This window comes from Ectopseudomonas composti (assembly GCF_900115475.1).
Taxonomy (GTDB): Bacteria; Pseudomonadota; Gammaproteobacteria; order Pseudomonadales; family Pseudomonadaceae; genus Aquipseudomonas; species Aquipseudomonas composti.
In genome coordinates, this window is sequence record NZ_FOWP01000003.1 from 24,657 (window position 1) to 47,677 (window position 23,021).

The 23,021-nt window shown below is 62.5% G+C and carries 25 protein-coding genes; 8 read left to right on the forward strand and 17 right to left on the reverse strand.

What is annotated here, in order from left to right:
- Window positions 1-102 precede the first annotated feature (102 nt).
- From ccoP to ccoN, 4 genes are read right to left on the reverse strand one after another with little or no spacing between them, the layout of a single operon-like run.
- Window positions 103-1,029, reverse strand: coding sequence for a cytochrome-c oxidase, cbb3-type subunit III (ccoP, locus tag BM059_RS06315; RefSeq protein ID WP_036999926.1), 927 nt, complete (start codon window positions 1,027-1,029; stop codon window positions 103-105).
- On the reverse strand, window positions 1,026-1,205 hold the full coding sequence (locus BM059_RS06320) for a CcoQ/FixQ family Cbb3-type cytochrome c oxidase assembly chaperone (protein ID WP_017677201.1): 180 nt from the start codon (window positions 1,203-1,205) through the stop codon (window positions 1,026-1,028). Before BM059_RS06320 ends, ccoP begins: the two co-directional genes overlap by 4 nt.
- A gap of 5 nt (window positions 1,206-1,210) precedes the next feature.
- Window positions 1,211-1,819, reverse strand: a complete 609-nt coding sequence (gene ccoO, locus BM059_RS06325) for a cytochrome-c oxidase, cbb3-type subunit II (protein WP_036999928.1) — start codon at window positions 1,817-1,819, stop codon at window positions 1,211-1,213.
- Window positions 1,819-3,258 (reverse strand): cytochrome-c oxidase, cbb3-type subunit I, encoded by a 1,440-nt coding sequence (gene ccoN / locus BM059_RS06330; RefSeq protein WP_036999930.1) that lies wholly within the window; start codon window positions 3,256-3,258, stop codon window positions 1,819-1,821. The genes ccoO and ccoN overlap by 1 nt, the downstream gene beginning before the upstream one ends.
- A gap of 101 nt (window positions 3,259-3,359) precedes the next feature.
- On the opposite strand from ccoN, the gene BM059_RS06335 reads away from it, so the two are divergent.
- From BM059_RS06335 to BM059_RS06350, 4 genes are all read left to right on the forward strand, one after another.
- On the forward strand, window positions 3,360-4,034 hold the full coding sequence (locus BM059_RS06335) for an alpha/beta family hydrolase (protein WP_074937478.1): 675 nt from the start codon (window positions 3,360-3,362) through the stop codon (window positions 4,032-4,034).
- Window positions 4,035-4,450: 416 nt separating this feature from the next.
- On the forward strand, window positions 4,451-5,860 hold the full coding sequence (locus BM059_RS06340) for a circularly permuted type 2 ATP-grasp protein (RefSeq protein ID WP_036999931.1): 1,410 nt from the start codon (window positions 4,451-4,453) through the stop codon (window positions 5,858-5,860).
- Window positions 5,861-5,862: 2 nt separating this feature from the next.
- Window positions 5,863-6,813, forward strand: coding sequence for an alpha-E domain-containing protein (locus BM059_RS06345; protein ID WP_036999933.1), 951 nt, complete (start codon window positions 5,863-5,865; stop codon window positions 6,811-6,813).
- Window positions 6,810-7,607 carry a transglutaminase family protein gene (locus tag BM059_RS06350; protein ID WP_036999934.1) on the forward strand — a complete coding sequence of 266 codons (798 nt, stop codon included), beginning with the start codon at window positions 6,810-6,812 and terminating at the stop codon, window positions 7,605-7,607. The genes BM059_RS06345 and BM059_RS06350 overlap by 4 nt, the downstream gene beginning before the upstream one ends.
- A gap of 146 nt (window positions 7,608-7,753) precedes the next feature.
- On the opposite strand, the gene BM059_RS06355 is transcribed toward BM059_RS06350, so the two are convergent.
- Entirely contained in the window at window positions 7,754-8,560 is an 807-nt protein-coding gene (locus tag BM059_RS06355; RefSeq protein ID WP_074937480.1) for a cytochrome c, read from the reverse strand.
- The gene (locus tag BM059_RS06360) at window positions 8,557-8,916 is read right to left on the reverse strand and encodes a rhodanese-like domain-containing protein (protein ID WP_074937482.1); all 360 of its coding nucleotides are present in this window, start codon (window positions 8,914-8,916) and stop codon (window positions 8,557-8,559) included. Before BM059_RS06360 ends, BM059_RS06355 begins: the two co-directional genes overlap by 4 nt.
- A gap of 93 nt (window positions 8,917-9,009) precedes the next feature.
- On the opposite strand from BM059_RS06360, the gene BM059_RS06365 reads away from it, so the two are divergent.
- The 3 genes from BM059_RS06365 to BM059_RS06375 all read left to right on the forward strand — a co-directional run bounded on the left by BM059_RS06365 (window position 9,010) and on the right by BM059_RS06375 (window position 13,929).
- Entirely contained in the window at window positions 9,010-9,897 is an 888-nt protein-coding gene (locus BM059_RS06365) for an AEC family transporter (RefSeq protein ID WP_074937483.1), read from the forward strand.
- Between the two features lie 591 nt (window positions 9,898-10,488).
- Window positions 10,489-11,694, forward strand: coding sequence for an acetyl-CoA C-acetyltransferase (locus BM059_RS06370; RefSeq protein WP_074937485.1), 1,206 nt, complete (start codon window positions 10,489-10,491; stop codon window positions 11,692-11,694).
- Window positions 11,695-11,784: 90 nt separating this feature from the next.
- Window positions 11,785-13,929, forward strand: coding sequence for a 3-hydroxyacyl-CoA dehydrogenase NAD-binding domain-containing protein (locus tag BM059_RS06375; protein WP_074937487.1), 2,145 nt, complete (start codon window positions 11,785-11,787; stop codon window positions 13,927-13,929).
- A gap of 104 nt (window positions 13,930-14,033) precedes the next feature.
- On the opposite strand, the gene BM059_RS06380 is transcribed toward BM059_RS06375, so the two are convergent.
- Genes BM059_RS06380 through BM059_RS25720 form a run of 3 tightly spaced genes read right to left on the reverse strand, consistent with a single transcriptional unit; the run spans window position 14,034 to window position 14,688 of the window.
- Complete coding sequence (locus BM059_RS06380) at window positions 14,034-14,300, reverse strand: PepSY domain-containing protein (protein ID WP_074937489.1); 267 nt, start codon at window positions 14,298-14,300, stop codon at window positions 14,034-14,036.
- A gap of 51 nt (window positions 14,301-14,351) precedes the next feature.
- The gene (ptrC, locus tag BM059_RS06385; RefSeq protein WP_036999942.1) at window positions 14,352-14,552 is read right to left on the reverse strand and encodes a type III secretion system co-regulatory protein PtrC; all 201 of its coding nucleotides are present in this window, start codon (window positions 14,550-14,552) and stop codon (window positions 14,352-14,354) included.
- A 22-nt stretch (window positions 14,553-14,574) separates the two neighbouring features.
- A complete protein-coding gene (locus BM059_RS25720) occupies window positions 14,575-14,688 on the reverse strand; it encodes a PA2485 family small membrane protein (protein ID WP_277813595.1) in 114 nt (37 codons plus the stop codon).
- A gap of 299 nt (window positions 14,689-14,987) precedes the next feature.
- Here BM059_RS25720 and BM059_RS06390 point away from each other — a divergent pair, with 299 nt between their 5' ends.
- The gene (locus BM059_RS06390; RefSeq protein ID WP_036999943.1) at window positions 14,988-15,713 is read left to right on the forward strand and encodes an amidotransferase; all 726 of its coding nucleotides are present in this window, start codon (window positions 14,988-14,990) and stop codon (window positions 15,711-15,713) included.
- A gap of 43 nt (window positions 15,714-15,756) precedes the next feature.
- On the opposite strand, the gene BM059_RS06395 is transcribed toward BM059_RS06390, so the two are convergent.
- The 8 genes from BM059_RS06395 to BM059_RS06430 all read right to left on the reverse strand — a co-directional run bounded on the left by BM059_RS06395 (window position 15,757) and on the right by BM059_RS06430 (window position 22,301).
- Window positions 15,757-15,999 carry a hypothetical protein gene (locus tag BM059_RS06395; RefSeq protein ID WP_074937491.1) on the reverse strand — a complete coding sequence of 81 codons (243 nt, stop codon included), beginning with the start codon at window positions 15,997-15,999 and terminating at the stop codon, window positions 15,757-15,759.
- A 10-nt stretch (window positions 16,000-16,009) separates the two neighbouring features.
- On the reverse strand, window positions 16,010-16,204 hold the full coding sequence (locus BM059_RS06400) for a hypothetical protein (protein ID WP_074937493.1): 195 nt from the start codon (window positions 16,202-16,204) through the stop codon (window positions 16,010-16,012).
- Window positions 16,205-16,350: 146 nt separating this feature from the next.
- Window positions 16,351-17,073 (reverse strand): lysophospholipid acyltransferase family protein, encoded by a 723-nt coding sequence (locus BM059_RS06405; RefSeq protein ID WP_036999946.1) that lies wholly within the window; start codon window positions 17,071-17,073, stop codon window positions 16,351-16,353.
- 164 nt (window positions 17,074-17,237) lie between these two features.
- Entirely contained in the window at window positions 17,238-18,467 is a 1,230-nt protein-coding gene (gene alaC / locus BM059_RS06410) for an alanine transaminase (RefSeq protein WP_036999948.1), read from the reverse strand.
- A 133-nt stretch (window positions 18,468-18,600) separates the two neighbouring features.
- Window positions 18,601-19,950, reverse strand: coding sequence for a pyridoxal phosphate-dependent decarboxylase family protein (locus BM059_RS06415; RefSeq protein ID WP_074937494.1), 1,350 nt, complete (start codon window positions 19,948-19,950; stop codon window positions 18,601-18,603).
- A 145-nt stretch (window positions 19,951-20,095) separates the two neighbouring features.
- Window positions 20,096-20,674: an ANTAR domain-containing response regulator gene (locus tag BM059_RS06420; RefSeq protein WP_036999951.1), complete on the reverse strand. Its 579-nt coding sequence runs from the start codon at window positions 20,672-20,674 to the stop codon at window positions 20,096-20,098.
- 18 nt (window positions 20,675-20,692) lie between these two features.
- Window positions 20,693-21,904, reverse strand: a complete 1,212-nt coding sequence (locus tag BM059_RS06425; protein ID WP_074937495.1) for a CmpA/NrtA family ABC transporter substrate-binding protein — start codon at window positions 21,902-21,904, stop codon at window positions 20,693-20,695.
- A 187-nt stretch (window positions 21,905-22,091) separates the two neighbouring features.
- Window positions 22,092-22,301 carry a YgdI/YgdR family lipoprotein gene (locus BM059_RS06430; protein WP_074937497.1) on the reverse strand — a complete coding sequence of 70 codons (210 nt, stop codon included), beginning with the start codon at window positions 22,299-22,301 and terminating at the stop codon, window positions 22,092-22,094.
- Window positions 22,302-23,021: the final 720 nt, after the last annotated feature.

The window sequence follows — 23,021 nt, forward strand, 5'->3', positions numbered from 1 at the left end:
TCAAGGAAATTGCAGGGCTATTGGTCGGCGGGTGCGACACTGGGTCGCATGCATATAAGGAGGGAGCCGGCGACCGCGATTCGGTCGCCGGTGACGCGGGTTTTACTTACTTGCGCCCTGGCTCAGCTTGAGCACGTAGGCGGCCAGCAGGTGGGCCTTGTCATTGCCGAGGAAGTCACCCTGGGCCGGCATGTTGCCGCTGCGACCATAGCGGATGGTTTGTTGCAGCTGAGCGAAGCTGCTGCCGTAGATGAACGCGCTGGGTTGGGTCAGGTTCGGTGCGCCCATCACTGGCATGCCGGTGCCGGCCGGCGTGTGGCAAGCAGAGCAGATAGTGGCGAAAATCTGCTTGCCGGCAGCGATGTCGGCCTGAGCGTCTTCCGGCAGCTCGCGGCCGCCGAGTTCGGTGAGGACGTAGGCAGCGACATTGCGTACGCCATCTTCGCCGATCACCGGACCTTGCGCCGGCATCATGCCCATACGGCCATGCATGATGGTGGTCTTGATGGTCTCCGGCTCGCCGCCCCAGCGCCAACTGCTGTCTGCCAGGTTGGGGAAACCGTAGCTGCCCTTGGCATCTGAGCCGTGGCAGACCGCGCAGTTGGAGGCGAACAGGCGACCGCCCATTTTCAGTGCGCGCTCGTCCTTGGCCACTTCTTCGATGGGCATGGCAGCATATTTGGCGAAGATCGGACCGTATTGCTCATCGGCACGATTCATCTCGCGCTGCCACTGGTTGACCTGGGTCCAGCCATCCTCATAGCCCGGCAGCAGGCCCTTGAAGTTACCCAGGCCCGGATACAGCAGCAGGTAGAAGACGGAAAACACCAGGGTGCCGAGAAATAGCATGAACCACCACTTGGGCAGCGGGTTGTCATATTCCTCGATGCCATCGAAGGCATGGCCCATGGTCTGTTCGGTCGGGCTCTTGTGCACTTCGCTCTTGCGAGTGGCGAAGATCAGCCAGAACAGGGCGACCATGGTGCCGAGGGTCAGCAGGGTGATGTACCAACTCCAGAAGGTGGTCATGCTTGGGTCCTCGAAACGGCGGGCTTGGGCTCATCGGCGAAGGGCAGGTTGGCGGCTTCGGCGAAGGCGTCGCGGCGTTTGCCGCTGTAGGCCCAGAGGGTGACGGCGGTGAAGGCGATCAGGACCAGCGCGGTGCCTAGGCCGCGCAGGGTGCCGATATCGATAAGCTCGAACATGGCACTCACCTCTTGTTCTTCACGGCGGTGCCAAGCACCTGTAGGTAGGCGACCAGAGCATCCATCTCGCTCTTGCCCTTGACCGCATCGCTGGCCCCGGCGATGTCTGCTTCGCTGTAGGGCACGCCCAATGTGCGCAGCGCGCTCATCTTCTTGGCGGTGTCCTTGCCATCGAGTGCGTGCTCCACCAACCAGGGGTAGGCGGGCATGATCGACTCCGGCACGACGTTGCGCGGGTTGTACAGGTGGGCGCGGTGCCACTCGTCCGAGTAGCGGCCGCCAACACGAGCCAGGTCCGGACCGGTACGCTTGGAACCCCACAGGAAGGGGTGGTCCCAGACGCTTTCACCAGCCACGGAGTAGTGGCCGTAACGTTCGGTTTCGGCGCGGAACGGGCGGATCATCTGCGAGTGGCAGCCGACGCAGCCTTCGCGGATGTAGATGTCGCGGCCTTCCAGTTGCAGCGCGTTGTACGGCTTGAGGCCGTCCACCGGCTCATTGGTGACGTCCTGGAAGAACAGCGGGACGATCTGCGTCAGGCCACCGATGCTGACCGCCAGGATCATCACCAGGGCCATCAGGCCGATGTTCTTCTCGAGAATCTCGTGTTTCATCAGTGGGCTCCTTCTACCGAGAACTGCGCAGCGGCTTCCATCTCGGTCGATTTCGCGCTGCGTACGGTCAGCCAGACGTTCCAGGCCATCAGCAGCATGCCGCTGAAGAAGATGGCGCCGCCGATCACCCGCACCACGAAGCCGACATGGCTGGCTTCCAGCGCTTCGACGAAGGAGTAGGTGAGGGTGCCGTCTTCGTTGACTGCGCGCCACATCAGGCCCTGGGTGATGCCGTTGACCCACATCGAAGCGATGTAGAGCACGGTGCCGATGGTGGCCAGCCAGAAGTGGCCGTTGATCAGGCCGATGCTGTGCATCTGCTCACGACCGAACACCTTGGGAATCAGGTGATACAGCGAGCCGATCGACACCATGGCGACCCAGCCGAGAGCGCCAGCGTGCACGTGGCCGATGGTCCAGTCGGTGTAGTGGGACAGGGCGTTGACGGTCTTGATGGCCATCATCGGGCCTTCGAAGGTCGACATGCCGTAGAAGGCCAGGGACACCACCAGAAAGCGCAGGATCGGGTCGGTACGCAGTTTGTGCCAGGCCCCCGAGAGGGTCATCATGCCGTTGATCATGCCGCCCCAGCTCGGTGCCAGGAGGATCAGCGACATCACCATGCCCAGGCTCTGCGCCCAGTCAGGTAGCGCGGTGTAGTGCAGGTGGTGCGGGCCGGCCCAGATGTACACCGCGATCAGCGCCCAGAAGTGGACGATGGACAGGCGGTAGGAGTAAACCGGGCGACCGGCCTGCTTGGGTACGAAGTAATACATCATCCCGAGGAAGCCGGCGGTGAGGAAGAAGCCCACGGCGTTGTGGCCGTACCACCATTGGATCATCGCGTCGGTGGCGCCGGCATACAGCGAGTAGGACTTGGTCAGGGTGACCGGAATCTCCAGGTTGTTGACCACGTGCAGGATGGCCACGGTGAGGATGAACCCGCCGAAGAACCAGTTGCCCACGTAGATGTGGCTGACCTTGCGCTGCATCACCGTGCCGAAGAAGACGATGGCGTAGGAGACCCAGACGATGGTGATCAGAATGTCGATCGGCCATTCCAGTTCGGCGTATTCCTTGGAGCTGGTCCAGCCCAGGGGCAGGCTGATGGCTGCAAGCAGAATCACCAGTTGCCAACCCCAGAAGGTGAAGGCCGCCAGTTTCGGTGCGAACAGCGTGGTCTGGCTGGTGCGCTGCACCGCATAGTAGCTGGTGGCGAACAGGGCGCAGCCACCGAAGGCGAAGATCACCGCATTGGTATGCAGCGGGCGCAGACGGCCGAAGCTGGTCCACGGTAGGTTTAAGTTGAGTTCGGGCCAGGCCAGCTGGGCAGCGATGAATACGCCGAGTCCCATGCCGACGATGCCCCAAACCACCGTCATAATGGCGAACTGGCGAACCACCCTGTAGTTGTAGGCGGAACGGGTTGTTGTGTTCATGTCTGGGCTTCCATCCACGGTTATGGCAGAGCGGCCGATAACCGTGGTGGCCGCAGGCATGAGCGAGCCACGGACACCACGGATATCGACGCGAGGCAAGCATGAGCAAAGGGCCATCTAGGTTTATTGACGCGGGTCAATGTGAGCAGGGACTACCCTGGCTGTGGGACGAACCGCCGCAGGCGGCATCGAGCACGTTGATCCTCGCCCATGGCGCGGGCGCGCCGATGGACAGTCCGTTCATGCAGACCATGGCTCAGGGCCTGGCAGAGCGGGGCGTGCGCGTGGTGCGCTTCGAGTTTGCCTACATGGCGCAGCGGCGGGTGGATGGGCGCAAACGGCCGCCCAATCCTCAGGCGCAACTGCTGCAACAATGGCGCGATGTGCATGCCCAGGTGCGCCAACGGGTCGCAGGACCGCTGGCTATCGGCGGCAAGTCCATGGGCGGGCGCATGGCCAGCCTGCTGGCAGACGAGTTGCAGGTGTCCGCTCTGGTGTGTCTCGGCTATCCCTTCTATGCCGCGGGCAAGCCCGAAAAGCCGCGCGTTGCCCATCTGGCTGAACTGCGCACGCCAACGCTGTTCATCCAAGGAGAACGCGATGCCCTGGGCAATCGGGAGACCGTCGCGGGTTATGCGCTTTCAGCGGCCATCGAGTTGCACTGGTTACAGGCAGCCGATCATGAACTCAAGCCATTGAAGGTGTCCGGCTTCAGCCATGAGCATCACCTCGAGGCGGCGCAGGCAGTGATCGCAGCTTATCTTTGTCCGGACTGACGGAGCGCTTCGCGCACTTGCAAGTGGCCCGGATGAAATCCGGGGATTTGCTCTAACAACCCGCCCCGGGATTTCATCCTAGCTACATCGATTCATTCAGACACTTTTTACTCGCGTGGCCGCTGTAAAAGCGGTTGCGCTCGACCGTTCGGTCACGCAATGTGACAGCTAAGTGTCCAGGCCCGTTTTAGGGCGGACGTTGCAGTCTTTCTGCCTGCATGGGTGAGCGACTGGCTGCCCTGCACGGCGCGCTGTGCCACGCAATGGGGCGGTGCGTCATGACGAGAACATGACAATGCACCTAAATGGTGCGTAATGTTTTTATTTTGTATGTAAGTTGTTGATATTAAAGGAATAATAGTGCTGGCTCGGGCCTTGCAGAGGATGCTGCAAGTCCGGGTGACAAGGAGTACGGCATGGCCCGCACCTTTTATGACGAGATGTACGACGCGAGCGGCGCTGTCCGCCCGCACTACCGCGAATTTGCCCGTTGGTTGGCAGAGACGCCGGACGATCTGCTGGCCCAGCGCCGACGAGAAGCCGACCTGCTGTTTCACCGCGCCGGGATTACCTTCACCCTCTATGGGGACGATCAGGGCACCGAGCGCCTGATTCCCTTCGACATCATTCCCCGCTCCATCCCCGCCAGCGAATGGCGTATCGTCGAACGCGGTTGCATCCAGCGTGTGCAGGCGCTCAATCTGTTTCTCGCCGACCTCTATCACGACCAGCGCATCATCAAGGCGGGGATCATCCCGGCCGAGCAGGTGCTGGCCAACGAGGGTTACCAGATGGCCATGCAGGGCCTCGACCTGCACCGCGACATCTACGCGCACATCGCCGGGGTTGACCTGGTGCGTGACGGCGACGGCAGCTACTACGTGCTGGAAGACAACCTGCGCACGCCCAGCGGTGTGAGCTACATGCTCGAAGACCGCAAGATGATGATGCGCCTGTTCCCCGAGCTGTTCGCCGCGCAGCGCGTGGCGCCGGTGGATCATTACCCCAACCTGCTGCTCGACGCGCTGAAGAGCTCGAGCCCGCTAGACAACCCCACGGTCGTGGTACTGACGCCAGGGCGCTTCAACAGCGCCTACTTCGAGCATGCGTTCCTCGCTCGCGAGATGGGCGTGGAGCTGGTGGAGGGCGCCGATCTGTTCGTGCGCGACGACAAGGTCTACATGCGTACCACCGCCGGTGCGCGTCAGGTGGATGTGATCTATCGCCGCCTCGACGATGCCTTCCTCGATCCGCTGGCTTTCAATCCAGATTCGATGCTCGGCGTTGCTGGCCTGCTGTCCGCCTATCGCTCGCGCAACGTGGTCCTGGCCAACGCCATTGGCACCGGCGTGGCCGACGACAAGTCGATCTACCCCTATGTCGGCGACATGATCCGCTTCTACCTGGACGAGGAGCCGATCCTCAAGAACGTACCGACCTGGCAGTGCCGCAAGCCGGAGGAGCTGTCCCACGTGCTGGCCAATCTGTCCGAGCTGGTGGTCAAGGAAACCCAGGGCTCCGGCGGCTACGGCATGCTGGTCGGCCCGGCGGCGAGCAAGGCCGAGATCGAGAATTTCCGCGCCCGCTTGATCGCCAGGCCGGAGGCCTACATCGCCCAGCCGACGCTGTGTCTGTCGACCTGCCCGACCTTCGTCGAACGCGGCATCGCACCGCGCCATATCGACCTGCGCCCGTTCGTCCTGACCGGCCGTGAAACCCGCCTGGTGCCTGGCGGCCTGACTCGCGTGGCACTGCGCGAAGGCTCGCTGGTGGTCAACTCGTCGCAAGGCGGCGGAACCAAGGACACCTGGGTGGTGGAGGACTGAATATGCTTTCGAGAACTGCCTCCGATCTGTACTGGATGTCGCGCTACCTGGAACGTGCCGAGAACCTGGCGCGCATGCTCGACGTCAGCTATTCGCTGTCGCTGATGCCGCAGGACGGCCGGGGCGATGGCCTCGACGAACTGGCCATGCCGCTGCTGATCACCGGCACCCTGGACGACTACCTGGAACGCCACGGCCCGCTGCACGGCGAACGCATGCTGCACTTCTTCGCCCTCGACGCGAGTAATCCGGGCAGCATCTACTGCTGCCTGCAGGCCGCACGCAGCAACGCCCATGCCGTGCGCGGGCGGATCACCGCCGACATGTGGGAGAACATCAACGCCAGCTGGCTGGAGATGCGCGGTATCGCCGAGCAGGGCCTGGGGCGTTACGGCATCAGCCGTTTCTGCGAGTGGGTCAAGGAGCGTTCGCACCTGTTTCGCGGCGCCACCTTCGGCACCATCATGCGCGGCGAGGCCTATCGCTTCATCCGCCTGGGCACCTTCATCGAGCGTGCCGACAACACCCTGCGCCTGCTCGATGCGCGCTACGAAATGCTCGGCGAGGAGATCGACGAGCTGGAGGAGCGCACGGCGCGCAGCTATTACCAATGGAGTGCGCTGCTGCGCGCGTTGTCCTCGTTCGAGGCCTTCGCCGAGAGCTATCGAGGCTCGCCACGCACGCGCAAGGTCGCTGAGTTGCTGCTGCTGCGTCCCGATGTGCCGCGTTCGCTGCGTGCCTGCATGGAAGAGCTCAATCTGATGCTTGCAGGTCTACCGGGAGAGAACGGCCGTCCGGCGCAGCGACTGGCTGCCGAACTGGATGCGCGGCTGCGTTACACCAGCATCGACGAAGTGCTCGACGAGGGCCTGCACGCCTGGCTCACCGACTTCATTCTGCTGGTGCGCCAGCTGGGCAACACCATTCACACATCCTATCTGGAGGTCGCATGAGACTCTCGATCAGCCATGACACCACCTACCGTTACGATGATCAGGTGCGCGCGAGCATCCAGTACCTGCGCCTGACCCCGCACGACAGCGAGCGCCAGCAGGTGCTCAGTTGGCAGCTCGATTTGCCGCGCCCGGTGCACGCCCAGCTCGACCCCTACGGCAACATCCTGCATGTGCTGACCCTGGACGAGCCGCACGAGTCGATCATCATCGGCGCCCGCGGCCAGGTGGAAATCGACGAAGCCTGCGAAGCCGAGCACGAGCGCCAGTCAGCGCTGCCGTTCTTGCGCTTCACCCGTCTGACCCAGGCCGATGACGCCATCCGTGAATTTGCCGTGCAGCAGAGCAAGGCGCGCAAGGATCGCAGCGGTCTGATCGACCTGATGCATGCGCTCAATGCCCATATCGCCTACCAGCCTGGCATCACTGAGGTGGATACCAGTGCGGCCGATGCTTTCGCCGGCCGTCGTGGCGTCTGCCAGGATCACACCCATGCCTTTCTCGCCTGCGCGCGCAGCCTGGGCGTGCCGGCGCGTTATGTGTCGGGCTACCTCTACACCGACGACGCCGAGCACCTGGCCAGCCATGCCTGGGCCGAGGCCTGGGTCGGTGATGCCTGGTACAGCTTCGACGTAACCAACTGCCTGGCGCGCCCGGAGCGACATCTGAAGCTGGCGGTCGGTCTGGACTACCTGGACGCCTGCCCGGTACGTGGCATGCGTCGTGGTGGTGGTTGCGAGCAGATGCATGCACAGGTGCAGGTGGCGCCACTGCTGCAGGTGCGTCAGCAGTGAAGCGCCAATGACGCTCATGACGTAGGTTGCGCCGCGCGCACCGCAGACGCTGCGTCACCACTGTGGGCCTTTCGTAGGTGCGCCGTGCGCACCTCGGGTGCCCCGTCAAAATCTCGGTGCGCACGGCGCACCCTACCTGAATCGCTCTACAGGCTCGTGTTGCTCTTACGCTGGGCCATGTGCTGCAGATAAGCGATCAATCGTTCTAGTTCGGCAGGCGGCAGTACCTGTTCGCTGAAGCCGGGCATGCGCCCCTGCGGCCAGCGGCGCAGGCTTTGCGGGTCGCGAATGTAGCGTTGTAGAAAATCGCCGCTGAAATAGTCGGTTGGGTTGTGCGGGATATTCAGATCCGGGCCGAACTCGGAGTCGCCCGCGCCATTGAGGCGATGACAGGCCATGCAGTTCTTCTGGTAGACGGCGAAACCCGTCTGCACTTTAGCATTCGCATCCGTCGCCGGGAGCAGGGCGGGGAAGCGTTGTTCGACCGGGGCCAATTGACGAATCCGGGCGACCTGAAATGGCCACTGCTCGGGGCCGATCTGGCTGGCGGTGGGATCGCTCCAGACCAGATAGAAAGGCCCGGCGCTGGCTTTGCCCTGTGATAGTGGTGGCCAGGGCTGTTGTGGATCTTCGATGGCCAGCCAGGCTTTCGCCCCTTCCTTGGCCAGCAGGATTGCGGCCGGCAGTTCTGCAGCAAAGCCGTCCAAGGCCACCGCTTGCAGGTGGTCGCCGGGTGCAACACCTTCGAGCAACGCACTGATCGGCACGGCGCGGTAGTGCATGGGACGCTTGTAGCTGACATCGTCGACGATTTCGATATCTCGGGCTTGCGGGTGCTCGAGCAATTCGCTGCTGCTCCAGGCATGCCGCCCATCGTTGAGCTGCACTTCGAACTCGGCAGCCTGCGCCACGTTGCTCAGGGCGATCAGAGCCAACAGCAGGGCGGCTCTCATTCGCGGTGCTCCAGCAATGGCCGCAGGTCGTCATAGGCGCCGGCATTGATCACCCTGCTATAGCCCATTTGTTCCAGGCTCTGCTGGGCGAGTGCCGAGCGGCGCCCACTGCGGCAATACAGCACCAACGGGCGGTCCTTGTCCGGTGCGACGCTGGCGATCTGTGCAGCGATGTCTTCGTGCCCGATGCGGATCGCACCAGGCAGCGCGCCGTCAGCGAACTCCTCGGCGCTGCGTACATCGATCAGCAGGCTGTCGCTTTGCTGCAAAGCGGAAATGGCGGCAGCCTGGTCGATTTCACTCGCTTGGGCAGTGAGCAGGCCGAGCAGACCGGCGAATAGGAGAATCAGGCGCATGGCGTACTCCGGAGTGGATTGATCAGCCCGTCATCATTGCCCGAGCCTTGCGTGCAGTCTAGGATGCCTCGCTCGACGTGACGGGAGTGGTAGATGTTAGCCGAGCTTTTCGCTGTTCTGGCCCCGGTTTTGATTGCTGCAGGCATTGGCTATGGCTGGGTGCGCAGTGGTCACGCCTATCCCACCGATTTCGTCGCGCGCCTGGTGCTCAATATCGGCACGCCCTGTCTGGTGCTGTCGACACTGAGCCGGGCGGAACTGGACCTCGGCGCGTTCTCGCAGATGGCGCTGGCCTGTGTGCTTGTGACCTGCGCGATGGGCGCGATTGGCTGGCTGCTGAGCCGCTTGTTCGCCATCGACTGGAAGGTGTTGGTGCCGGCCTACCTGTTCCCGAACTCGGGCAACATGGGGCTGCCCATGGCGCTGTTCGCCTTCGGCGAGCCAGGCCTGGCGTTGGCGGTGGCTTTCTTCCTGGCGTTGTCGGTGGGGCACTTCAGCATCGGCATGCTGCTGTCCGGCGCCGAGGGATCACTCAAGGGCCTGCTGCTCAACCCGATCATGATCAGCCTGGCGCTGGTGCTGCCGGTGTTGTTTCTCGATGTTGAACTGCCGCGCTGGCTGGCCAATACCGTCGACCTGTTGGGCGGCATGACCATTCCCATGATGCTGATCACGCTGGGCGTTTCGCTGGCCAGTATCCGTGTGCAGCACCTGGGCAGCGGCCTGCTGCTGGGCTTGCTGCGCATTCTCTGTGGCGCGGCGCTGGGCTGGATCATCGGTTGGGCAATCGGCCTGCAGCCGCTGGCGCATGCCGTGCTGGTGCTGCAATCGTCGATGCCGGTGGCGGTATTCAACTACCTGTTCGCCGTGCGCGCCGGCCGTTCACCGGAGCAAGTCGCCAGCCTGGTGCTGTGTTCGACGCTGCTGGCCTTCGCGCTGATTCCGTTGTTGCTAGCGTGGTGGATACCCGCACTGCGCTGAGCGCGCTACGGCGTCGGCACAGTGGCGGGTGCTGTGGAGGTTCAACTGACCAGGCGGGTCAGGTTGGGAAGGATCAGGATGACCGCCGTGGCGAAAAGGATGACGCCAGCCTGGCGGTATTTCGGCTGTTTGAACATGGCCGTATGCCTTTTTTGTTATGGGTGTGGCGTCGGGCGCCTGCCGCAATGCCTGGCGGGTCGCTTCGTCACGCCTGGGCGTGGTTCTGATTCACCACCCCGGCATGACCCGGCGGCGGCTCCCTGCGCCGTTATCTGTCCCGGCGCATGAATAACTCTAGGGTTGGCGTCACAATCTCCTTAGATGACTTGGTTTCTAGCCAAGGCTTTCTAGAAAGCTCGAGCTATGTGCATCGTCGTTGAACATGCTGCAGAGCCTGAGGCAGAGCGCTTGCTTGCAATGGCCGCAGCCAATCGAACAAACGACCGTTCGTCTGAGCTCAGTGGTCAATGGCGCTGAGCGCTTCGGTCATTGAGCCACGGCGCTCCGGCGCTATGGTAAGCAGGCTCAATAAGAACAGGCGTGGCCGGGGCATGATGTTCCACCAACGCCGCAATAGTCTCCGAGGACGCCATGACCGAAGCATATATTTTCGACGCGGTGCGTACGCCCCGTGGCAAGGGCAAGAAGGACGGCGCGCTGTACAGCGTCAAGCCCGTTCAACTGGTAGCCGGCCTGCTGAATGCCCTGCAAGCGCGCAATGATCTGGATACCAGTCAGGTCGACGACATCGTTCTGGGCTGCGTGACGCCCGTGGGCGATCAAGGCGCCGATATCGCCAAGACCGCCGCCATGGTTGCGGATTGGGACGTCAGCGTGGCGGGCGTGCAGCTCAATCGCTTCTGTGCGTCGGGGCTGGAGGCGGTGAACCTGGGCGCGATGAAGGTGCGCTCCGGCTTCGAGGATCTGGTGGTGGTCGGCGGTGTGGAGTCCATGTCGCGTATTCCCATGGGCTCCGACGGCGGCGCCTGGGTGATGGACCCGGAAACCAACATCCACAGCAATTTCGTCCCGCAGGGCATCGGCGCTGACCTGATCGCCACGCTGGAAGGCTTCAGCCGTAACGACGTCGATGCCTTCGCTCTGCGTTCGCAGCAGAAGGCCGCACGAGCCAGTGGCAATCGTGCCTTTGCCAAGTCGCTGGTGCCGGTTGCCGATCAGAACGGCATCGTGCTGCTCGACCATGACGAGTTCATTCGTGGAGATTCCACCCTCGAAGGCCTGGGCAAGCTCAAGCCCAGTTTCGAGATGATGGGGCAGATGGGCTTCGACTCCACCGCGCTGCGCGTCTACAGCTATGTCGAGCGTATCGAGCACGTGCACACGCCGGGCAACAGCTCCGGCATCGTCGATGGCGCAGCGCTGATGCTGATCGGCTCCGAGGCCAAAGGCAAGGAGCTGGGTCTGAAACCGCGCGCGCGCATCGTCGCCACGGCGGTGACCAGCACCGACCCGACCATCATGCTCACCGGCCCCGCACCGGCTACGCGTAAGGCACTGGCCAAGGCCGGATTATCCATCGACGACATCGACCTGTTCGAGGTCAACGAGGCCTTCGCCTCGGTGGTGATGAAGTTCATGAAGGACATGGGCGTCAGCGAAGACAAGGTCAACGTCAACGGCGGCTCCATCGCCATGGGCCACCCGTTGGGTGCCACTGGTTGCGCCATCCTCGGCACGCTGCTCGACGAGCTGGAAAAACGTCAGTTGCGCTACGGTCTCGCCACCCTCTGCGTCGGTGGCGGTATGGGTATCGCCACCATCATCGAACGAGTCTGACCGGTAGGGCGGGTGCAACCCGCCTTTCGTATGTTGGCGGGTTGCACCCGCCCTACGTGGCTCCCACAGCTTTGGCAAGAGAATATAAAAATGACTGACGCCATCCGTTACGAAAAGGGCCAGGACAATATCGTCGTCCTGACCATGGACATGCCTGGCCAGAGCGCCAACACCATGAACGCGGTCTACCGCGAAGCCATGGGCCAGATCGTCGACCGCCTGGAGGCAGAGAAGGATTCGATCGCCGGGGTAGTCGTCACCTCGGCGAAGAAGACCTTCTTCGCTGGCGGTGACCTGGGCGAGCTGATCAAGGTCACCCAGGCCGAGGCTCAGGGCTTCTACGCGATGATCCTGAAGATCAAGGGCCAACTACGTCGCCTGGAAACCCTCGGCAAGCCGGTGGTCGCCGCCATCAACGGCGCAGCGCTGGGCGGCGGCTGGGAAATCGCCCTGGCCTGTCACCACCGCATTGCCCTGAATGAAAGCCACGTGCAGCTTGGCCTGCCCGAAGTCACTCTCGGCCTTTTGCCGGGTGGTGGCGGTGTGGTGCGCATGGTGCGTCTGCTCGGCCTGGAAAAGGCTCTGCCATACCTGGCCGAAGGCAAGAAGGTGCGCCCGGACGCGGCGCTCAAGGCCGGCTTGATTCACGACCTGGCCAGCGACCGCGACGAGATGCTGGCCAAGGCCCGCGCCTGGATCGCCGCCAACCCCTCCGCCAAACAACCGTGGGACGTGCAGGGCTACAAGATCCCGGGCGGCACGCCGAGTTCGCCGAACGTGGCGCAGATGCTGGCCATCGCCCCGAGCGTGCTGCGTGACAAGACCAAGGGCTGCTTCCCGGCGCCGGAGAAGATCATGTGCGCCGCCGTCGAGGGTGCGCAGGTCGACTTCGACACCGCACAGATCATCGAAGCGCGCTACTTCACCGAGCTGACCTGCGGTCAGGTGGCGAAGAACATGATCGGCACCTTCTGGTTCCAGCTCAACGAGATCAACGCCGGTGGCTCGCGCCCGCAGGGCTATGAAAAGTCGGTAACCAAGAAGGTCGGTGTGCTCGGTGCCGGCATGATGGGCGCCGGTATCGCCTACGTCTCGGCGGCCGCCGGCATCGAAGTGGTGCTCAAGGATGTTTCCCTCGAAGCGGCTGAGAAGGGCAAGGCCTACTCGGCCAAGCTGCTCGACAAGAAGGTCAGTAAGGGCCATATGAACGCCGAGCAACGCGAGGCCTTCCTGGCGCTGATCAAGGCGACCGACAGCGAGGCGGACTTCGCCGGTTGCGACCTGATCATCGAAGCGGTGTTCGAGGATCGCGCGCTCAAGGGCAAGGTCACTGCCGCCGCAGAAGCCGCTGCGCTGAGCGATGCAGTGATCGCCTCCAACACCTCGACGCTGCCGATCACTGGCTTGGCGACTGCAGTGGCCAAGCCGGAGAAATTCATCGGCCTGCACTTCTTCAGCCCCGTGGACAAGATGCCACTGGTGGAGATCATCCGTGGCGAGAAAACCTCGGAAGAGACGCTGGCGCGTGGCTTCGACTACGTCATGCAGATCAAGAAGACGCCCATCGTGGTCAACGACAGCCGCGGCTTCTTCACCTCGCGCGTGTTCGGCACCTTCACCAACGAAGGCCTGGCCATGCTCGGCGAGGGCGTCAGCGCGGCGATGATCGAGAACGAGGCGCGCAAGGCCGGCATGCCGGTTGGCCCGCTGGCGATCAGCGATGAAGTGTCGATGAGCCTGATGAATCACATCCGCCAGCAGACCATCAAGGATCTGGCGGCCGAGGGCAAATCCATCCCCGAGCACCCGGCCTTTGCCGTGATCGATCTGATGTTCAATGAGTACAAGCGTCCGGGCAAAGCGGTGGGCGTGGGCTTCTACGACTACCCAGTAGGAGGCAAGAAGCACCTGTGGCCCGAACTCAAGGCGCGCTTCGAGAAGGCCGATGCGCAGATCTCGCAGGAAGACGTGCGCGACCGCATCCTGTTCATTCAGGCCATCGAGACGGTGCGCTGTGTGGAGGAGGGGGTACTGAAATCGGTGGCCGACGCCAACATCGGCTCGATCTTCGGCATCGGCTTCGCGGCCTGGACCGGTGGTGCGCTGCAGTTCATCAACCAATACGGGGTGAAGGACTTCGTCGCCCGTGCGCAGTACTTGGCCGAGCAGTACGGCGAGCGCTTCCTGCCGCCCGCGTTGTTGCTGGAGAAAGCGGCCAAGAACGAAACCTTCTGAGGTAAAAAGTCAGGCGACTCCGTAGGGTGCGCCACGCGCACCGAGTGTTATCAGGCACGCAATGAGAAACGGCCCGTCAGGGCCGTTTCTTTTGTTCAAGGGTGTCAATCTTCCAACTGGTCGCGAATCACTGCACCGCTCTTGCCGTCGATACGGAATTCGTAAAGGCGGCCATCCTGTTTCAGGCCTTCGCCTTCCCAGTAGCCAGCATCGTCGGCCTCGATCTTGTGCAGTTCGGTGTAGCCGGCCGCGCGGGCCTTGCTCAGGGCGTCGTCAATGGTGATCCAGTCGCTGCCGGGGCGATCCGCCAGGGCGTTGCCGGCCAGCAACAGGCTGCCGGTGAACAGGGCGATCAGAGTGCGTGTTTGCATGGGCCAGTTCCTCGTTCCGTGAATGTCACGAGAGTCTAGACCATCGCGATTTCACGCCACCTGGCACCAGCCCTGGCGAATGCAAACGGCTTCGTGGATCGCCAGCATCTCGCTGTGTCGTGTCGGCATGCGCAGGGTCAGCATGCTGCCATCATCGAGCTGCAGGGCGGCTTCGGTCTCGAATTGCAGGCCGCCGTCTTGCAGATGAACATAGGTGACGCCATAGGCGTCGTGGTTGAGTTGGCTGTGCATGGCTGCTCTCCTGCGTTGGCTGTCAGCTTTTACGAATGTCACGGGCGGCTGGCTCCGCTGGAGCGGGACGAGCCGGTGCCGAAGTCTGGAAGGCGGAAGCAGCGGCGAAGCTGGCGAGTGCGGCATAGATGCTCATGGTGAATTTCCTTCTGTGTGCTGAGGGCGACTGCCCGATGTGGCGATATTCGCCGCGGGCCGGCAATCACAGAAGTGAATGAAGCGCATGGTAACTATCGAAGCGGCTGATGGAGCGTCCTTCGGGCACGACTTTGCTTATGAGTTGTCAATTTTAATTGACGACTGTTCGTGGCATTGCACAGTGCCGACAATCGCGAATCTGCTTGAAAATCAGGGTCGGCTATTTCTTTGTGCGAGTTCATGTGTTAAGAAAAACGCACAAATCACCCACCCTCCGTGTTCACCACAGGAAACCTCATGTCACTGCGTATCTGCATCCTGGAAACTGACATCCTCCGCCCCGAACTGGTCGACCAGTATCAGGGCTATGGCCGCATGTTCGAGCAGTTGTTCGCTCAGCAGCCGGTTGCGGCGGAGTTCAGTGTCTACAACGTGGTGGATGGGCATTACCCGCCCGATAGCGAGAAATTCGATGCTTACCTGGTGACCGGCAGTAAGGCCGATTCTTTTGGTAGCGATCCGTGGATTCAGACGCTAAAGGAATATCTGCTTGAGCGTTACAAACGTGGCGACAAGCTGTTGGGCATCTGCTTCGGCCACCAACTGCTGGCGCTGTTGCTGGGCGGCAAGGCCGAGCGTGCCGAGCAAGGTTGGGGGGTTGGCGTGCACAGTTACCGCCTGGCAGGCAAACCGCAGTGGATGAGCCCGGCTCTGGACGAGCTGCAGCTGCTGATCAGCCACCAGGATCAGGTCACTCGCCTGCCGGAAAAGGCCACGCTGCTGGCGTCCAGCGACTTCTGCCCGATTGGTGCTTACCACATCGAGGATCAGGTGTTGTGCTTTCAGGGGCACCCGGAATTCGTCCACGATTACTCGCGGGCGCTGCTTGAGCTGCGTCAGCAGCATCTTGGCGAGCAGATCTATCAGCAGGGCGTGGATAGCCTCAAACACTCGCAGCAGGGCAGTGCTGTGGCGGAGTGGATGATGCGTTTTGTCGCTCAGGGCAAACAAGCCAAGGCCTGAATCTGATATCGAGACATGAAAAAGCCCGGTTATCCGGGTTTTTTCATGTCTGCTGAGTGAGCACGAAGTAAGGCGAGAGCCGTTCGCCTCTGCTCGGTGGTGGGCTGCTGCGCTGCCGCTTGAGGCTCTCGGCCAGCTCCAGATGATGAGCCAGTTTGTGGCTGCATTCGATATTGCGCGCCACGGTGCCAGCCGAGCCTTTGCCGATGCCACTCAGGGCCAGCAAGGTGGTCAGCAGCGACAGGCTGGCGAGCACCAGCAGGCGGGTGCGGTGATTTTTGATCATGGCCGTCCACTCAACCTTGCGAGCGCGCGCCGAGCAGGGCGGGCAAATGAGTGATCAGGCTCTGTAGCGGGCCTGCTTGTGCAACGGTTGGAGTGCTTGGCTGGACGGCGGCGTAACTCACGACCAGCACCGTAGAGGTGCAGATCAGGTATAGGCCGATGGCTGCGAGGGCACCGTTGCGGGCGGCTTGAGAGAGGCGGGACATGTTCTGTGCTCCAGGTCGGGAGGTGGCGTGGGCACAGAATCGCCGAAGTCATTTCGATTGAATAATGGATGCTCTGCAGAGTCACTATCGATGGATTTGATGATCAAGGCGGGTCGCCATTGCGCACAGGCGTCCCGCTTCAACACTCAGGCCGTCGCCAATTCCCTGTCCATGCTGCTGATGCACTCGCTCATGGCTTGCTGGCAGCGTTCCATCAGGGCGGGCATGTCGTCCAGGCTGAGGCCTTCGGTGGGGATTGCTGGCAACGAACGGATCATGATGCGCCCGCTGTTCCAGCGATTCAGGCGCATGGACTTAGCGTAGTTGCTCACGCACACCGGGATGATCGGTACGCCGGCACTGATCGCCATCTGAAATGCTCCCTTCTTGAACGGCAGCAGGCCGCGGCCTAGGTTGCGCGTGCCTTCGGGGAAGACCCAGATCGAGGTGTCGCGGTTGCGCAGCGTTTCGGTGGTGGTGAGCATCGCGCGCTTGGCGGCGACGGCGTTACTGCGATCGATCAGCACGTTGCCGGCCAGCCAGTACAGCTGTCCGAAGAACGGCACCCACTTGAGGCTCTTCTTGCCGATGCTCACGGTGCGCTCCGGTACCACGCGGCCAAGCACGTACAGGTCGAAGTTGGACTGGTGGTTGGCGATGATCACGCAGGAGCGCTGGTGCTCCAGCAAGGGACGTACATCGGTCTTCAGCTTCAGGCGCAGCAGGCACAGTGCAGGTAGCGAATAGAGGCGTGCACAGAGGCGGCTATTGTCCGGATTGAACGGGCGACACAGGCCAATCAGCAGGCCGAGGAGGCCGGCCAGGATGAAATGCACGCCCATCAGCAGCATGCGCAAAACGAAGAGCATGGGGGATAACCGTCAGAGGAGGGGCGCGCAGTGTACGGGCGTTCACTCTGCCGGGCAATTGTCCGAAACTACCGCTTGGTGTGCGCTAACGTCCTGAATTGTCGCAGAACTTGTCGGTTTCCGTGCCCCATGCAGAAAGGGCGCCTCACGGCGCCCTTCAATGCTTAGTCGGTTTCTGCCTTGGCCGGCTTGCCTGGCAGCAAACCGTCGGCGCGGAACATCGCCTTGATGCCGCGCAGCGCCTGACGACTGCGGTCCTGGTTCTCGATCAGGGCGAAGCGTACATGGTCGTCGCCATAGTCGCCAAAACCCAAGCCCGGCGAGACGCAGACCTTGGCCTCGGCCAGCAGCTTCTTGGCGAACTCCAGCGAGCCCAGGTGCGCGTAGGCGTCGGGGATCTTGGCCCAGATGTACATCGAGGCCTTGGGTTTTTCCACCATCCAGCCGATCTCGTGCAGGCCCTTGACCAGCAGGTTGCGGCGTTGCCGGTACTGTTCGGCGATGTCGTGCACGCATTGCTGATCGCCTTCCAGCGCAGCGATGGCCGCCACCTGCAGCGGGGTGAAGGTGCCGTAGTCGTGGTAGCTCTTGATCCGCGCCAGGGCGCTGACCAGCTCCGGGTTGCCGACCATGAAGCCGATCCGCCAGCCAGCCATGTTGTAGCTCTTGGACAGGGTGAAGAACTCCACCGCGATGTCCTTGGCACCCGGCACCTGCATGATCGAGGGCGCTTTCCAGCCGTCATAGACGATGTCGGCGTAAGCCAGGTCGTGCACCACCAGCACGTCATACTGCTTGGCCAGAGTCACCACGCGCTCGAAGAAATCCAGCTCCACGCACTGCGCGGTGGGGTTGGAAGGGAAGCCGAGGATCATCATCTTCGGCTTGGGAATCGATTCGCGGATGGCCCGTTCCAGCTCGGCGAAGAAGTCCACGCCCGGCACCAGCGGTACGGAGCGCACCTGGGCGCCGGCGATCACGGCGCCGTAAATGTGAATCGGGTAACTGGGGTTGGGCACCAGCACGGTATCGCCATGATCCAGGGTGGCCAGCATCAGATGCGCCAGGCCTTCCTTGGAGCCGATGGTGACGATAGCTTCGTTTTCCGGATCGATCTCCACGTCGTAGCGGTCCTTGTACCAGCGCGAGATTGCACGGCGCAGGCGGGGAATACCGCGAGAAGTGGAGTATCCGTGGGTGTCTTCACGCTGGGCGACCTGCACGAGTTTCTCGACGATGTGCGGCGGAGTCGCGCCGTCGGGGTTGCCCATGGAGAAGTCGATGATGTCTTCACCGCGACGGCGTGCAGCCATCTTCAGTTCGGCGGTGATGTTGAAGACGTAGGGGGGGAGACGATCGATGCGCGCAAAACGGCGCTTGGCGTTCTCGGCCATGATTTCCTCGGATACGTAAGCGCCCGGAACCGTCCGAGCGACGTTGGCCACAGGTGTGGTCGGCGCTAAAGATAAGGGCTGCCGAACTGCGCTGTCCAGCGCAGTTGCAGGCTAAAACAGCGAATCAGTCGCTTCAGCTCAACTCATCTTTCAAGCGCAGCAGCAAGGCACCCAGTGCCTCCACATCGGCGTCTTCGGTGCGCCAGGAGCAAAGGCTCAGGCGAAAGGCGGGGCGCCCCTCCCAGACAGTTGGTCCGAACCAGACTTCGCCGGACGCCTGGGCTGCTTGGCGAATGGCGATGGTCTGTTCGTCCGTATCGCCACGCACCAATACCTGGTTCAGCACAACCCGGTTCAGTACCTGATAGCCGGCGGCGCGCAGTCTGCTGGCCAGCTCTTCAGCCTGGCGGATGTGGCGGTCGATCATCGCTTTCAAGCCAGTGCGGCCCAGGTGGGCCAGGGCCGCCCAGACGGCGATGCCTCGGGCGCGACGAGAGAACTCCAGTGTCAGGTTCTTCTGCGCATCCTTGCTCGCCGACGCGTAGGCTGCATCACTGTTCATCGCGGCAGCCAGTGCGTCGGCGTCACGGCAGATCGCCATGGCACTGTCGTAAGGGGTGTTCAGCCACTTGTGTCCATCGGTCGTCCAGCTATCTGCCAGCTCGACGCCTTGGAGCAAATGCGCTGAGGATGAGGCGCGCGCCCATAGGCCGAATGCGCCATCGACATGCACCCAGGCGTTAGCCTCGTGGGCTATGGCAATCAGTTCGGCAAAACGGTCGAACTCGCCGGTATTGACCTCTCCGGCCTGCAATATCAGTAGCGTGCGCTCATCCAGTTCAGGGAGCCGGGCCGGGTCGATACGCCCGTACTGGTCCACGGGCGCATAGTGGAGGTGGTTCATGCCGAAGCCGAGTACGCGCAGTGCTTTCTTCACCGTGATGTGTGTCGTTTCTGCGAGTACGACGCGGATCTGCGGTGCGCCGAATAATCCGTCACCATCGAAATCCCAGCTCTGGCGTGCCAGCAGCACGCGCCGTGCGGCAGAAATACAGGCCAGGGTGCAGGCGGTTGCACTGGTGCCAAACCCCACGGCGCTCTGATCCGGTAGCCCAAGTGCTTGGCAGACCCAGCGTCCGGCAATTTTCTCCAGCCGATCAGCGACTGGCGAATTGTCGAAGGACGAGGCGCATTGATCCCAGGCCAGTACCAGGCGTTCCGCAGCTGCTGCCACCGGCAGCGTCGCGCCGATGACGAAGCCGAAGTAACGCGCGGCATTACTCGCCACGGTGGCTGGTGAGCCAATTTCGTCGAGCTGGCAGAGTACCTGATCGGCAGCATGGCCTTGCTCCGGCAGGGACTGGTCGAAGGTGGCCAGGGCGTCTATGGCTGAGGCGTCGGGGAAGACCCGGCGCGTGGGGATGCCGTCCAGGTAGGCCAGGGCGCGGCGGTCGGCTTCGGCCAGCAGGTCGTGTTCGGTCATGAGGGAATCCTCGGCTAGGGGCTGTCTACCCTAGCCGAGCCCAGCAGAACGCGGCATACACAGGCGCCAGCGAAGGCGGCTACAACAGTTGCCCGGGTGATACAGTCCATACCGATACAGTGAACTGTTTCAGCGGTACAGTTGCTCAGCCGCCGAGCATGTCGTGCATGGCGATGATCTGTTCGGCCACCTGAATCAGCTTCTGCTGGCGGCTCATGGCCTGGCGCCGCATCAGGGTGTAGGCCTCTTCCTCGTTGCAACTCTTCATCTTCATCAGCAGGCCCTTGGCCAGCTCCACGCGCTTGCGTTCAGCCAGTTGTGCGTCACGTGCCTGCAGCTGCGCGCGTAGCGCCTGGTCGCTCTCGAAGCGGGCCATGGCGACGTCGAGAATCGGTTGCAGGCGCTGAGCGTGGATGCCCTCGACGATGTAGGCGCTGACGCCGCTCTGGATCGCCTGGCGCATCACGCCGGGGTCGTGCTCGTCGGTGAACATGACGATGGGACGCGGTTGGTCACGGCTGACCAGCACCACTTGTTCCATCACGTCGCGGCCGGGGGATTCGGTATCGATCAGGATGACGTCGGGACGCACGGCCTCGACGCGTTCGGGCAGGTCGATGGTCAAGCCGGATTCGTCGATCACCTCGAAACCCGCCTCGATCAGCGCGCATTTCAGGCGGCCGACTTTCTTCGGGGTGTCGTTGATCAGCAGGATACGCAGCATCGAGGGCTCTCCTGGCAGTTACACGGCGACAGCCGAGCTGTCGGCCAGGGCATGCAGACGAAAACTGCGGGCGTAGGCGGCGGGATCGCTGCCGTCCCAGCACGTGCCGTCCTGCAGGATCGAGCTGCGCATCTCGCCCGGCACTGCAATCCCCAGTGCTGTTGCTGCCTCGCGGTACAGCGCCAGTTGCTGAACCTGGCGGGCTACGTCCAGGTAGTCGGGGTCGCTGCGCAGCAGGCCCCAGCGACGGAACTGGGTCATGAACCACATGGCATCGGACAGGTAGGGCTGGTTGACCAGGCCGCCGGCATGGAAGCGCAGCGGGTGCTCGTCCTGCCAGGCGTGGCCGAGGCCGTTCTGATACTGACCGAGGAAGCGCGGGGTGATCGCCGAGACTGGAGCGTTGACGTAGTCGCTGCCGCTGAGCAGCAGGGCGGTACTGCGCCTGTTTTCCTCGCTGTCATCAATGAAGCGTGCGGCGTCGAGCACCGCCATGATCAGGGCGCGGGCGGTGTTGGGATTCTGGTCGACGAAGGCGCGGGTGCAGCCCAGCACTTTTTCCGGGTGATCTGGCCAGATCGCCTGAATGGTGGTGACGGTGCAGCCGAGCTGTTCATCGACGGCCTTGGCGGTCCAGGGCTCGCCGACGCAGAAGCCGTCGATGCGCCTGGCCTTGAGGTGTTCGACCATCTGTGGCGGCGGCACCACTACGCTGTCGACATCGCGCAGCGGATGAATGCCCTGGCTGGCCAGCCAGTAGTAGAGCCACATCGCATGGGTGCCGGTCGGGAACGTCTGGGCGAAGGTCAGGCGTGCTTCATGCTGGTGCACGTATTGCCGCAGTGCTTCGCCGCTGGTCACGCCGGCCTCCTGCAGCGTTTGCGAGAGGTTGATGCTCTGGCCGTTCTGGTTCAGCCCCATGAGTACGGCCATATCGGTGGTCGCCGCACCGCCTAGGCCCAGCTGCACGCCGTAGATCAACCCATAGAGGCTGTGGGCGGCGTCCAGTTCACCACTGAGCAGGCGGTCGCGCGAGCTGGCCCAGGACGTCTGACGCTGCAGCCTGAGGCTCAGCCCATATTTCTCGGCGAAACCCTGGGTCGCGGCGACAATCACCGAAGCCGAGTCGCTCAAGGCCATGAAGCCGATGTTCAGCACGCTCTTCTCCGGGGCGTCGCTGCCCCAGGCCCAGGCCAGGGCATCGTCACGCGGGGTGTCGTGTTCGCTCATGCTGTTTCCTTACGCTCACGCAAAAGACGGTGGTTCATGGATTGCCGTCCATAAAAAAGCGTCGTACCCATCCCGGCTGCAAAGCAGGGATCGAATACGACGCCGTTGTCGATCAAGCCATTTCCGACGTTGGAAGGGCCTTTTGCGATGAGATGAAGCAAGGCATATGCCAGCGCGCTTTCAGGCCTCAGCGCTCGAGCATCTGTTTGACGCTGCTTTGCGGAATCTGTTGCTTGCGGCCCTCGCTGTCGGTGAACTCGAGCATGCCGGTGTCCTCGTCCAGTTCCGGCTTGCCATCGCTGGTGAGCATCTGGCCGTCTGTGGTGGTGATGATGTATTCGCTGGCGCAGCCGGCCAGGCCAAGCAGGCACAGGGCGACGATGATCCATGGCTTCATGATGGGCTCCTGAATGGTTGTCGGGGGACTCCCCATTTCAGACGGTAGACGGTGGTGCATCGGCTGCAAGCCGGGTGCGGAAAAAGGCCATTTGGCGTGGGTATAGAAAGGTTCTTCGCATTCTTGCGTGGAGGATCCGCTTGATATCGGACTGGCAAGTTTGTGTTTTCTGTACGCAGCGCTATTTATCTTCGGGCAACGATCATTAGTGTGGCGATCTTTCGTCTTGGTTTCGCCCCTCACGGGCGAGTCACTTTCTCTTGCTTGCCCAAGAGAAAGTAACCAAAGAGAAGGGCACCCCGACATCCGGCCCCGGCTACGCCGGGGTTCCCTCGTTCCATCACCACTCCAGGGGCACGCTGCGAAGGGCCATCCCTGGCCCATCGCAGCTCTCGCGACATCCATGTCGCTCAACCCCTTACATGGCGATTCCACTCGGCCTCCTGAAGGGGACTTGGGCGTCGTTTGTACCATCGCAGTTGAAGAGCAAAGGCAAGGCACAGACGCCGCTAATTTCAATTCTGCGAAGATTACGCAAGCTCGTGACCCGGCCCCCTTCAGGAGGCCGAGTGGAGGTGTTGCGTAGGGGAGCGAGCCGCATGGATGCGGCGAGAGGCTTAATGGGCCAGGGATGGCCCATGTAAGCCGGTCCCCGGAGCAGCACCGGAGCGAGGGAAGTTTCGCGTAGCGAAACCCGGATGTCGGGGTGCCCTTCTTTGG